This window comes from Pseudoalteromonas sp. 2CM36K, assembly GCF_023161865.1.
Lineage (GTDB): Bacteria > Pseudomonadota > Gammaproteobacteria > Enterobacterales > Alteromonadaceae > Pseudoalteromonas > Pseudoalteromonas tetraodonis.
In genome coordinates this window covers 1-12,537 of record NZ_JALNTK010000017.1, presented here as the reverse complement: position 1 = coordinate 12,537, position 12,537 = coordinate 1, and the positions used below count along the sequence as shown (strand labels likewise).

General features: G+C 39.2%; 14 protein-coding genes. 9 read left to right on the top strand and 5 right to left on the bottom strand.

From position 1 onward, the window contains the following. Positions 1-266: 266 nt before the first annotated feature. Positions 267-1,331 (bottom strand): uroporphyrinogen decarboxylase, encoded by a 1,065-nt coding sequence (hemE, locus tag MTN97_RS11565; RefSeq protein WP_036980553.1) that lies wholly within the window; start codon positions 1,329-1,331, stop codon positions 267-269. 502 nt (positions 1,332-1,833) lie between these two features. Between hemE and MTN97_RS11560 the strand changes: the two genes are divergently transcribed. Further along, positions 1,834-2,304, top strand: a complete 471-nt coding sequence (locus tag MTN97_RS11560) for an Rsd/AlgQ family anti-sigma factor (RefSeq protein ID WP_010392345.1) — start codon at positions 1,834-1,836, stop codon at positions 2,302-2,304. A gap of 60 nt (positions 2,305-2,364) precedes the next feature. On the opposite strand, the gene fkpA is transcribed toward MTN97_RS11560, so the two are convergent. Then, on the bottom strand, positions 2,365-3,117 hold the full coding sequence (gene fkpA / locus MTN97_RS11555; RefSeq protein ID WP_036980556.1) for an FKBP-type peptidyl-prolyl cis-trans isomerase: 753 nt from the start codon (positions 3,115-3,117) through the stop codon (positions 2,365-2,367). 195 nt (positions 3,118-3,312) lie between these two features. On the opposite strand from fkpA, the gene MTN97_RS11550 reads away from it, so the two are divergent. Both MTN97_RS11550 and MTN97_RS11545 read left to right on the top strand, forming a co-directional pair. Beyond that, positions 3,313-4,311, top strand: coding sequence for a WD40 repeat domain-containing protein (locus MTN97_RS11550; protein ID WP_036980559.1), 999 nt, complete (start codon positions 3,313-3,315; stop codon positions 4,309-4,311). Next, positions 4,298-4,513, top strand: coding sequence for a SlyX family protein (locus tag MTN97_RS11545; RefSeq protein ID WP_036980562.1), 216 nt, complete (start codon positions 4,298-4,300; stop codon positions 4,511-4,513). The genes MTN97_RS11550 and MTN97_RS11545 overlap by 14 nt, the downstream gene beginning before the upstream one ends. 11 nt (positions 4,514-4,524) lie before the next feature. Here the strand turns inward: MTN97_RS11545 and MTN97_RS11540 are convergent, their stop codons facing one another. Then, positions 4,525-4,728, bottom strand: a complete 204-nt coding sequence (locus MTN97_RS11540; RefSeq protein ID WP_008114218.1) for a YheV family putative zinc ribbon protein — start codon at positions 4,726-4,728, stop codon at positions 4,525-4,527. 132 nt (positions 4,729-4,860) lie between these two features. Here MTN97_RS11540 and MTN97_RS11535 point away from each other — a divergent pair, with 132 nt between their 5' ends. Both MTN97_RS11535 and MTN97_RS11530 read left to right on the top strand, forming a co-directional pair. Then, on the top strand, positions 4,861-6,780 hold the full coding sequence (locus MTN97_RS11535) for an ATP-binding cassette domain-containing protein (RefSeq protein WP_138627313.1): 1,920 nt from the start codon (positions 4,861-4,863) through the stop codon (positions 6,778-6,780). Next, on the top strand, positions 6,767-7,183 hold the full coding sequence (locus tag MTN97_RS11530) for a TIGR02444 family protein (RefSeq protein WP_138627314.1): 417 nt from the start codon (positions 6,767-6,769) through the stop codon (positions 7,181-7,183). The genes MTN97_RS11535 and MTN97_RS11530 overlap by 14 nt, the downstream gene beginning before the upstream one ends. A 97-nt stretch (positions 7,184-7,280) precedes the next feature. Here MTN97_RS11530 and MTN97_RS11525 read toward each other — a convergent pair whose 3' ends face one another. Next, entirely contained in the window at positions 7,281-7,502 is a 222-nt protein-coding gene (locus MTN97_RS11525; protein ID WP_010392331.1) for a helix-turn-helix transcriptional regulator, read from the bottom strand. Further along, the gene (locus tag MTN97_RS11520; protein WP_248474450.1) at positions 7,495-7,995 is read right to left on the bottom strand and encodes a hypothetical protein; all 501 of its coding nucleotides are present in this window, start codon (positions 7,993-7,995) and stop codon (positions 7,495-7,497) included. The genes MTN97_RS11525 and MTN97_RS11520 overlap by 8 nt, the downstream gene beginning before the upstream one ends. A 588-nt stretch (positions 7,996-8,583) precedes the next feature. Here MTN97_RS11520 and MTN97_RS11515 point away from each other — a divergent pair. The 4 genes from MTN97_RS11515 (at position 8,584) to MTN97_RS11500 (ending at position 12,152) form a co-directional block, all read left to right on the top strand. Further along, positions 8,584-9,570: a hydrolase gene (locus tag MTN97_RS11515; protein WP_248474449.1), complete on the top strand. Its 987-nt coding sequence runs from the start codon at positions 8,584-8,586 to the stop codon at positions 9,568-9,570. 2 nt (positions 9,571-9,572) lie between these two features. Beyond that, the gene (locus MTN97_RS11510) at positions 9,573-9,818 is read left to right on the top strand and encodes a YheU family protein (protein WP_036980572.1); all 246 of its coding nucleotides are present in this window, start codon (positions 9,573-9,575) and stop codon (positions 9,816-9,818) included. Between the two features lie 60 nt (positions 9,819-9,878). Beyond that, the gene (locus tag MTN97_RS11505; RefSeq protein WP_248474448.1) at positions 9,879-11,069 is read left to right on the top strand and encodes a dipeptidase; all 1,191 of its coding nucleotides are present in this window, start codon (positions 9,879-9,881) and stop codon (positions 11,067-11,069) included. A gap of 174 nt (positions 11,070-11,243) precedes the next feature. Beyond that, positions 11,244-12,152, top strand: coding sequence for a hypothetical protein (locus tag MTN97_RS11500; RefSeq protein WP_248474447.1), 909 nt, complete (start codon positions 11,244-11,246; stop codon positions 12,150-12,152). The last annotated feature ends 385 nt before the right edge of the window (positions 12,153-12,537 follow it).

The following is a 12,537-nucleotide window of genomic DNA, read 5'->3' as shown; positions in this document are numbered from 1 at the left end:
CACTAGGTAACAAAAAGCCCGCTTGAATCAAGCGGGCTTTTTTAATAACTCATCATTATTTAGAAACTATTTAACCTGAACTTTGGTTAAGAGATTTACTAACGTATTGAATCAAAATTGATATTTATATTTATTTTCTCTAGCCAGAGATTTCCAGTGAAAACAAGGCGAAATTACGCGTCAATAGCTCGCCTATTGCAAGTAAATTCAACGTAGTTAGCGCTATAAATAGCTGCTTGAGATAGATTTATTATCCAGAGTTCAGGTTATTTATGATATTGCGCACTTAATTCATGCACGGCGTTAATGAATACACCGGCATTTTCTGGGTCAACATCTGGTGTAATGCCGTGGCCTAAATTAAATACATGGCCATTGCCAGTACCAAAGTCTTCTAAAATAGTACCAACCTCTTGGCGAATACGATCAGGCGTACCATGAAGCATTGATGGGTCCATATTACCTTGCAGTGCTACTTTATCGCCAACACGACGTTTAGCATCACCAATGTTAATAGTCCAATCTAAACCTACTGCGTCACAGCCCGTTGCGGCAATCGCTTCAATCCACTGACCACCATTTTTGGTAAATAAAGTAACCGGTACTTTACGGCCATCGTATTCACGAATTAAGCCATCAACAATTTTATGCATGTATTGCAATGAAAACTCATTGTAATCACGCGGGCTTAGTACACCGCCCCATGAGTCAAATACCATTAGCGATTGCGCACCCGCTTTAACTTGCGCGTTTAAGTAATCTATCACCGAATCAGCTAGTTTATCGAGTAATAAATGCAGTGTTTGCGGCTCAGCAAACGCCATTTTTTTGATTTTACCAAATACTTTACTGCTACCACCTTCAACCATGTAAGTTGCAAGTGTCCAAGGCGAACCAGAAAAACCAATTAATGGCACTTCGCCTTTAAGTTCACGACGAATAGTGCTCACTGCGTTCATTACATAGCCAAGCTCATCGGTAGGATCGAGTTTAGGAATTTTTTTAACATCAGCTAGTGACGAAATTGGGCGTTCAAACTTAGGGCCTTCGCCTGTTTCGAAGTACAAGCCTAATCCCATTGCATCGGGAATAGTTAAAATATCACTAAACAAAATAGCTGCATCTAATGGGTAACGGCGCAAAGGCTGTAATGTTACTTCACAGGCTAACTCAGCATTTCTACACAGGCTCATAAAATCGCCCGCTTGTGCACGTGTAGCACGGTATTCAGGTAAATAACGTCCTGCTTGACGCATCATCCATATCGGCGTGACATCAACAGGTTGCTTGGCAAGGGCACGTAAATAACGGTCGTTTTTTAATTCGCTCATAGCGTATAGAGTCCTAGGGCTTTTAGAAATTGTGCAAGATTGTACCACCATATTCACGACCCCTCTATCGCTAAGCGATTAAATCGCTACAGAGTAGCGCTAGATCAAGTAATTTTTAATTTTCATGTTGCTTTGTACATAAAAAAACCAAACAAACGTTAATAATAAAAACTTTTCATTAAACTATTTGCAACACCTAAAAAAGCTTGATATTGTATCTCCCGCGTTAACAAAACAATAACAAAAATTGTTAATATAAAAATAATAAAAATCTCTAATAAAAATAAGAATGCTTGTTTAAACAAGTCTAATAAAGAAATTAAACCACCGTAACAGGTGGTTTTTTCTTGCCTGAAATAAATTACTTACAACTTATACCTTAAACAAAACCCTCTGGTATTACATCTATTTTACTTGTTGATATACACGCCAATTAAATATATCTTGGATGATAGAAACTTTATTACCAATTAAAAATCCAACCCAGCTTAGGAGAAGAATTATGCTGAAGCGTGTAGAAAAAGCTCAACAAAAGTGGGGGGGTAGCCATACGGTCATCGACAATTGGTTAAACGAACGCCAAGAGCTGATTGTACTTTATTGTAAAATTGCAGGCTTTTCACCTTACGAGAAAAAAGATCAATCTTTGCCTGAACCATCACAAATTCAAGCATTTTGCCAAATCTTAATGGATTACCTATCGGCCGGCCACTTTGAAGTGTACGACGATATTGCTAAAGCTTGCGAAAAGAAAGGCTTAGAAAGCCAACAACTAGCAAATACTATATACCCACGTATTTCAGATACCACTGACATTGCTCTAGATTTCAATGACAAATACGCTGAAGTAGACGCAGAAGATTTGTTAGTAGGATTTGATAATGACCTATCGGTTATTGGTGAAGCACTCGAAGCGCGCTTTGCACTCGAAGATGAGTTAATTGATAACTTATATTCTAACCACACTGACTAATTAGTTATTCAGTGCAATAAAAAAGGGACTTAAGGTCCCTTTTTTGTTTTATATAAATACTTATTCTGCAGCGGCAGCTTCTGCATCATTTTGAATTTCTAATAATTCAACTTCAAAAATAAGTGTTGAATTAGCAGGAATTTTACCTAAGTCACGATCGCCGTAAGCAAGGTCTGAAGGAATAGTAAATTTGTACTTAGACCCTACAGACATAAGTTGTAAACCTTCAGTCCAACCAGGAATTACACGGTTTAGTGGGAACGTTGTTGGCTCGTTACGTGAGTAAGAGCTATCGAACTCAGTACCGTCTAACAATGTGCCTTTATAATGTACTTTAACCACATCAGTTGCTACTGGTTTTGCGCCTTCGCCTTCGCTCATTACTTCGTACTGTAAACCAGACTCAGTAACCATCACGCCTTCTTTTTTAGCGTTATCAGCTAGGTATTTTTCACCTTCAGCTTTACTTTTTTCAGACTCTACTTTTGCTTTTTCTTCTTGTTTAGTGCGCACTGATTCGTCTAATGCTGTTAGTACTTCACGAATTTTCTCTTCGTCAATTTTTGCATTACCCGCAAGTGCATCTTCAAAGCCTCGCATTAATAAAGCTTGGTCTAATTCAATACCAATTTCTTTTTTATCCGCTAAGTCTTTATTTAAAAAGTTACCTACAGATGCACCAATACCGTATGCTTGTTGTTGCGCTACAGTATCTAGTTTAACGTCTGCTTGCTCTTTTTTTGCTTCTTGATTACAAGCTGTAAGCGCTAAAACTGACGCTGCAATCAATGACAATTTAATCGTCTTTCTCATTTTAAATCTCCGACACACTTTGCAGTTGCCATTTATTGTAATATTACTAGTTAAAGATTAACGGCCTACATGGTAGGCTGCTTGTTTAATAGCTAAACTAAAAACATATCCAGTGATTAGACAAACAACCTAGGCGTTTAACGAGACCTAGTCTAACCTCTCAGTCACGAAGAGTTAAGAGGAAATACCTGTAATATGTCGTTATTTCGTACTTTTTTAGTCGCCACTTGCTGTTTATTAACAATTGCATGTAGTGATGAAAAACAACAAGCAGTGGCCAGTTTTGAGCACACAGCACAGGGCGCCTTTTCATCTGCGTTATCGCACGATGGTCAATACAGCTTAGTATCTTCTATCCATCATGGGGTCGCACTTTGGGATAATCAACAGCAAGCCCTTAAATACCAATGGTTTCAACAACAAGCGCAAGACAGCCTTGTTTACGCTGTAGCCATTGCTTTTGATAATAGCGTGGCTGTTACCGCCGAAAAAGCCACCTTTGCGGTCTGGGATATTGCCACCGGCAAAAATAAAGGCTTTTATAAAATACAAAAAGCCAGTATCCGCGATATTGCTATTAGTAACCAAGGCCAAAGTGTTGTTTACGGGCGTAGTGATGGCGTTGTAGTATTTATAAACCTTAATACTGGCAGACGCATTGAATTTTTAGGCCACCAAGATAAAGTAAACACCGTAGACCTATCACCTAATGGGCGCTATGCATTGAGCGGCTCTAACGATTATGTGGCCTACTTATGGGATACCCAAAGTGGACAAGTTATCCATCGCTTTAATCACCCAACCCGAGTAACCCAAGTCGCTTTAGATCCTCAAGGTCGTTATGCTTTTACCGCCGACAGTATGGCACAAGCAAATGTATGGGAGCTGACTACAGGTGACCTTGTTAGTAAACTAAAGTATATTGCGCGTCAGAAAATTTTTACCGCAGTGCGCTTTAACGATCAAGGCACTTTATTAGCAACCGGTTCACCCAATAAACGAGTTGATTTATGGCAGCTAACCAGTGGTGAAAAAATTCAAACATGGCAAGTCACTCCGCGAGAAGGCAGTAAGCCCAAATCGGCAGTGGTACTTGATGTGGCATTTACAGATAACGGTAAATCATTGTTAACTGAAAGCTCGAGCGGAATCGCTGAGCGCTTTATTATACGAGAACCAAATGAACACAATTGAACATCGGCTAATGGAACTTGAGGCTAAAGTGGCTTTTCAAGACGAAACAATTGAAATTTTGAATGATGAAATAAAAGTTCACCAGCAACAGTTGGCAAAAATAAAGCGCCAAACCGAGTTGCTGGCTGAAAAACTTAAAGAATCGCAAGCATCGCAACCTATGATGTCGAATATACCGGAGCCTCCGCCACCGCATTACTAAACTGTTTAGGTTTAGTCGCCTGGATTAAACACGCCAATGATCTGTTCAAATTGGCGTGTTGATGCCTGCACAGCCTGCTCTGGTTGAGCCATTTTATGACCACACTGCATACATTCAACTTTTTCTACGTCATGCTCTTTGTAGAGCATTAACATATCCATGGTTTTACACTCAGGACACGTTGCTCCAGCAATAAATCGTTTTTTATGTTTCACTTCGTTTTTCCTACCATTTTGACTGACGTTATTTTATCGCAATATTTGCCTACTTGATACGATTGATATAGCTAATAAGATCCGTGTTATAATGGCCGCAATTCAATCAAGGCACAGTAAAGTAACGTATTTATGATCCAAATCTCAGAAATAGAACTGCTTCGCGGTGGCAAAGCTTTATTAAAAAATGCATCGGCTACACTATTCCCAGAGCACAAAGTAGGCCTTGTTGGTGCCAATGGCTGTGGTAAGTCAACGTTATTTAGTTTATTAAAGTCTGAGCTTTCGTTAGATGGCGGTAATTGCAGTATTCCTAAAGATTGGTCACTGGCCTCAGTAAAGCAAGAAACCCCCGCCCTTGAAATAAGCGCTATAGATTACGTACTACAAGGCCACCCTGAATATTATGCACTGCGTATAGCGCTACGTGAAGCCGAGCAAAATAACGATGGCGACACCCAAGCTAAAGTGCATATTCAGCTTGAAAATATTAAAGGCTATAGCATTGAAGCCAAAGCAGGTGAGCTGTTACATGGTTTGGGCTTTGCTAATAATCAAATAGAAAACCCGGTAAGTGCATTTTCGGGTGGTTGGCGCATGCGCTTAAACTTAGCCCAAGCGCTTATTCGCGATGCCGACTTACTATTACTGGATGAGCCAACAAACCACCTAGATTTAGATGCCGTGTATTGGCTCGAGCGTTTTTTACGTGCCTACACCGGCACGCTAGTACTTATTTCTCACGACCGTGAGTTTTTAGATGCTGTGGTTGATCAAATTTGGCATATAGATAAACAACTTATTAATGTGTACAAAGGTAACTACTCGCAGTTTGAACGCCAAAAAGCTGAGCGCCTATTACAGCAGCAAGCCATGTTTGAAAAACAACAAGAACAAATAGCGCATCTTGAGCAGTTCATTACCCGCTTTAAAGCCAAAGCTAGTAAAGCCAAACAGGCACAAAGCCGTGTTAAAGCGCTAGAGCGAATGGAAAAACTTGCCCCAGCACATGTTGACTCGCCATTTGATTTTGAATTTGCCGAGCCAACCGCCCTGCCTAACCCGTTAATGACACTCGACAAAGCCAAAGCCGGTTATGGCGATGTCACCATTTTAAACAGTATTAAGCTGAACTTAGTACCAGGCAGCCGTATTGCACTACTGGGCAGAAATGGTGCAGGTAAATCAACACTAATTAAGCTGCTCTCTGGTGACTTACAACCTCAAGCAGGTGAAGTGTTTCAGCATCAAGGCTTAAACATTGGCTACTTTGCGCAGCATCAACTGGAGTCTCTAGATTTAAAAGCCAGTGCCGTCACTCACCTGCAACGCTTAAACCCTAAAGCCAGCGAACAATCATTGCGTGACTTTTTAGGCGGTTTTGCCTTTGTAGGCGATAAAGCACTCGACCCTGTAGCTCCCTTTTCTGGCGGTGAAAAAGCCCGTTTAGTACTGGCTATGTTGGTTTATCAAAAACCAAATTTATTACTACTCGATGAGCCAACCAACCACCTTGATTTAGAAATGCGCCACGCTTTAGTTATGGCATTACAAGGCTTTGAAGGCGCTATGGTCACGGTATCGCATGACCGTCATATGCTTAAAAATACCGCCGATGAATTTTATTTAGTTGATAATGGCGAGGTCACCCAATTTGGCTACGACCTAGATGCATATTATCAGTGGCTGCTTAATGCTAATAAAGAAGCCGCTAAAAACGACACCGACGAAGAGCCAAAAGCCCATTCACAAGTTAACCGTAAAGAACAAAAGCGCTTAGAGGCCGAGTTTAGAAAAGCGATTCAACCGCTGAAAAAGCAAATTGAAAAGCTTGAAAAACAATTGGATAAATTTGCTGCAGAATTAGCTGACGTTGAAGAGGCGCTAGGCGATAACACACTTTATAACGATGAAAATAAAGCTAAGCTTAAAGAGTTAATTACTAAACAAGCCACACTTACGCCTAAGCTTAACGATGTTGAAGAAGAGCTACTTATGGCCCTTGAAGAAATGGAACAGAAAGAGCAGGCATTCGCCGATGAACTTGCTTAACAGCAACGATTTTTGGCAGTTTGCATGTAACCTTTATAGCAAAGGTGACATGCAAACGCGCCTGTTGGATTATCAAAACCAGCTAGGTAAAAACGTAAACCTGTGCTTATTGCTTTACTACTTAGATTCTCTCAATCTAACAATTAGCCAAGCACAGCTAAATAAGCTTGAACAATCAATTAGTGAGCTTGATAAGCAAGCATTGAAGCCACTTCGAGCCACACGTGCCTATTTAAAAGCCAATAAAACCCAGGTTACAGATTACGCCGCAATTCGAAAAGCGCTTCTAGGTGCCGAGCTAAAATTAGAAAAGCAGCAACAAATAATATTGATTGATGAAGTTAATAGTATGAATTTAACACCTTGTGCAACGCCCAATAACAGCGATAAATATTTGGCATAATTTTTCACTATTAATTTCATCAGATCATAAAGCCATTTATATTATGAATATTAGCTCTTATATACATGGTTACTTTGGTTTACTTTTATACACCAAGCTATATATCTTTAGTTTTGTATTGAAATACCTCTTCTAAAGGTAAGTTAAAAACTAAAGAAATTTTAAAAGCCACCTCTAAAGTGGGTGAATATTTATTTGCCTCAATTGCCATTACCGTTTGCCGCGTTACGCCAATAGCATCTGCTAACTGCTTTTGCGTCATTTCATCGCGTAAAAAGCGTAATGTTCGAATAGAGTTAGTTATTGCATACTCACTCATAGATATCACCCGTTCTGCCTTTATAAAGCTGCGCTATGTAATTGATTATTTCGGCAATCAAAAAAGCGCCTACCATGATATGCATTGGTAAATATGGAATATTATATTCGATGGCTGGGCCCCAGTTATTAGCTTCAATTTGATATTGAAAAATAGCAACACAAATTCCCGCCTGTAAGATTATGGCCTTGTATTTATAACCCACTAAATTTATTTGCTTTTCTCTCACATCAGGTGGCTGATTTAATTCATTATCACTGATAAATGCAAGTAATAAATAGCTCAATACTATAAGTATCACAGAATAAATTAACACCTGTAGCAATAAGCCAGATAACCAAGAAACAGAACTAAGCTGCTGCGTACTCGCATCCATTAGGCTGTTTACATAAAAGTAAGATATGTACACACTTACTAGTAAATCGATACTCAGCGTCAGTTCTCTAAAACTTATGCTTTGTAAAAGTTCTTTAAAGTGCTCTGAACGAGTCATATAAAGCTAACTCCAAGTAAAATATTTTTGACTTTTAAACTATAAGTTCACTTTTTAGCCATGTCAAATATATTTAACACCAGGTTTATTTTATTTAACCTAAAACAAAGCAACGGTTATTCAAAGCTGAACTTTGCTGACCATCTTTATTATAAAAGTGATTAAAAAATCGCAGATAATTTACTAAAAAGTGCAAAATCGACTTAACTTTATTGATCAAAATCAACATCTGCATTGCCCATTTTATAATCTGTAAAATAGCTTGATCTGGATCATATCAAGTACCACTGAGCCAGCCTATGATTACCCCATAGACATCAGGAGGCAATTATGGACGTATTCTTTAGAGATTTTTTTAGCGACCCAGTACTATTTTTATCATTTGGATTTTTAGGCGTCGTTATTAGTTTATGCCTCTTCTTTGTGTATTTTTTCATGAAAAAAGTACACGATGCAGATATTAAAGAACAGCATTAAGCACGACGCACAAAGCGCCTTATTAGTTTACTGATTAGGCGCTTTTTATTTTTAAATATAAAAAATTTGCTACACTAGCGCTTCGTTAATTGCAAAGTGCGTAGTACAGACATGATCCCTAAGTTCAAACCCGCATGGTGGATGACCAACCGACACGTTCAAACCATAATACCGCGTTTTTTCCGCCCTTTTCATCATACTCGCTACGAACTTGCGCAACTTGATACGCCCGACGGTGATTTTATTGAGCTTGCTTGGTCACTCCCGCATAACGAAAAAGCACCACTCGCAGTAGTACTTCATGGACTTGAAGGCAATATCAACAGTTTTTATGCCAAAGGCATGATGAAGTCATTAAAAAAGCAAGGCTTTGCTGTCGTATTGATGCACTTTAGAAACTGCTCAACCGAAGTAAACCGCTTACCAAGAGCCTACCATAGTGGCGACACCGCCGATTTAGCTTTTTTTATAAATCATTTAAAACAACAGTTTCCAAATCGCCCTATTGTAGCGGTGGGTTTTTCATTGGGTGGTAATGTACTGGCTAAGTATTTAGGCGAAGAAAACATTCACTGCCCGCTTAACGCAGCTGCCGTTATATCTGCGCCCTATGATTTATCATCATCTAGTGATGTTATTCGTAAAAGCTTAGGTAAAATTTATCAAAAATATTTGCTCGATCGAATGAAAAAGTCAATGCAACGTAAATTACCGCAAATTAAACAGCAGATACCGATCACCACTGATCAATTAATGGAAATTGACGATTTATTAGAGTTCGATAACCAGCTTACAGCACCGTTGCATGGCTTTGAAAATGCACACGACTACTACAAAAAAGCCAGTGCGATGCCGTATTTAAAAGATATTGCGACACCTACACTAATTATTCATGCCAAAGACGACCCTATGCTGTCGATTAAAGCGGTTCCAAGTAGTCAAGATGTAAGTGAGCATGTTACGCTGCGTATCTCTGAAAAAGGCGGCCACGTAGGTTTTATTAGCGGTAACAACCCATTTAAACCCGTGTATTGGCTAGAGCAAGTAGTGCCTGACTATTTTAAGCAATGTGTATTTAATAACACCGATAATGAGTGACTATGATTATTCCTTTTGAACAACTTGATAAAGACACACTGTACAACCTAATTGAAAGCTATGTACTGCGTGAAGGCACAGATTATGGCGAACAAGAATTCAGTATTGAAAGTAAAGTGGCGCAAGTTAATCAGCAATTAAAAAGCGGCGAAGCTATGGTGTTTTTCTCTGAACTGCACGAATCGGTCACCATAATCTCTAAACGTGAATTCAAAGCACTGCAAAGTGAAGCGCAATTCGACGAGTAAACTTGTCAGACACGACGTAAAAATAGACAATGGTTTTTTTAACTCAAAGAGCCATTATAAATGATAAAACTAAGCTCACTAGTTGCTGCAATGTCGATTGCATTAACCGGCGCAGTCAGCGCTGAAATAACCCCCTCGGATAAAGCAATCAAGCTTGCTCACGATACCATTTTAATCGACACTCACATTGATGTGCCTTACCGCATTCATGATAAATGGGCGGATGTAACTAAAGCCACTGAGGGCGGCGATTTTGATTACCCTCGTGCAGTAAAAGGCGGTTTAAACGCGCCATTTATGTCGATTTATATTCCTGCCCATTTAGAGTTTGAAGGCAAAGGAAAAAGCTTTCAATTAGCGAATCAACTGATTGATGGTATGGAAGCGATTGCACAACGTGCACCTGACAAGTTTGCCATTGCTGACTCAACACAAGATATTGAGCAACAGTTTAAGGACAATAAAATATCAATCGCCATGGGTATGGAAAACGGATCGCCTATCGAGGGCGAAATGAAAAACCTACAACACTTCTTTGATCGTGGTGTGCGCTATATCACCCTTGCTCACTCGCAAAGCAACCATATTTCTGACTCATCATACGATATTCGTCGCAAGTGGAAAGGCCTGAGCCCATTTGGTAAAGAGCTAGTAAAAGAGATGAATAATATCGGCATGCTGATTGATGTGTCTCATATTTCGGACGATGCATTTTATCAAGTGATGGAACTGTCTAACACCCCTGTGATTGCATCACACTCATCACTACGTAAATACACACCAGGTTTTGAGCGTAATATGAATGACGACATGCTGTTAGCCCTTAAAAAGAACGGTGGTGTGATTCAAATTAACTTTGGTTCAAGTTTTGTTACTTCAAAAGCCGGAAGTTGGTACGATCAATTAAAAAGTAAAAAACAAACAATTACTGAAGAAGGCAAAAAAGTAGCTAAAGATTTTGATGCGATGTACCGCGCTAAAAATCCATTCCCATTTGCTAGCCTTGAGCAAGTTCTTGATCATATTGATCACGTTGTGAAGCTAATTGGTATCGAGCATGTTGGTATTGGCTCTGATTACGACGGTGTAGGTGACTCACTGCCTATCGGCTTAAAGGATGTATCTAGCTACCCTAACCTAGTTCAAGGTTTGATGGACAGAGGTTACAGCGACACCGATATTAAAAAGATTTTAAGCGGTAATACACTAAGAGTGTGGAAGCAAGCTGAGCAATACGCAAAATCGCATTAAGCTTTACGCGCTAGGCTTAGGTCTAGCGCTTATAGCCAATTTAAACACCGTATTTTGCCACTCACGCCCCGCCTTCTTAATTAACCCGTATATTTCATCCTCATTTAACACATTTTTTAACAGACTTATATTTCGAAAACAGATGAATTACCCATTTTAGAGGCAGATTATTTTATGACTATAAACAAAGGAACTATTGCGATTACTATAGCAACACTTGCCTTGGTAATTTCATGCTACGGAACATTTTTTAAAAATCAGCCCAGCTCACTTAATAAACCCAAGCAACAGCTAAGCCCCACAGTTTCTAATAGTACTCCTGCAGAATATCAGCAATCAAATGAAGCCTTAATTGACGAACTAAGCAAAAAAGTAAGTTCGCTACAACGCAAAGTAGCAAACTTAACACTGCACGCTAATGGCTCTTATCAAGAACAAGATACCGACGAATTTAAGGAACTTGTTCTTGACGTACTAGAGGAAAAACAGCAGCAAGAAGATGAAAAACGACGTGAGCAAAATCCTCTTTATAGCTTTTATGCAGACTTACCAGAAGACTATGATTTAAGGATCAAATCAGAACCTGATTATGCTAAACAAATAAACTCTCAATTAAGAGAGCAAACTTTAGATCCAAGCATCTCTGATTTAAATAGGTTAGCTGCACTGAGCCAACTGCAAATGAATATGTATATTCTAAATAAATCTACTATGCCCGAGTATGACTATGAAGTAGTAGGTAACATTTTAAATTTAGCGAACAACAGTAGTGACGAAAAATTTAAAATTCAAGCTGTTGAGTTAACAACTCAGACACCGGTACTTGATTACCGCCTTGCAGAGCAATTTACAATCTTGTTAGAGCAAGACACGAATGATTATATCCGTCGCTTAGCTGCACAAGGGTTGATGGCGCAATACTACCAAGCTCAAAATAAACAAGATGGCTATACAAAGCAAATGGCGCAACATCTACTTTCAGTTTATGACAATACCTCTGACAATGCAGTCAGGGCAACGCTTGACGAAATGATGGGTAACCAAGATATGCTTGATGAATTACGTAAGAATGCTGGTTACTAACTGATTAAGTTCATGCTCCCACTTTGTTACAGCGATAACATTAATACTTTTACTTCAGACATTAAAAAACCCGAGGCTAAGCTCGGGTTTTTCGTATTAATTAGCTAGGCTAATTATTACTCTACGATAGTTACTACAAAGCACCTACGCCTAAGGTAACTGCGCCACCTTCACATGAAGTAAATTGCAGACATTAAAAAACCCGAGACTGAGCTCGGGTTTTTTCGTATTAATTAGCTAGGCTAATTATTACTCTACGATAGTTGCTACAAAGCACCTACGCCTAAGGTAACTGCGCCACCTTCACTTGATGTAAATCGCAGCCATTAAAAAAGGCCACCTAAGTGACCTTTTTCTAACAATTAACTTAAACGTTAATTATTAC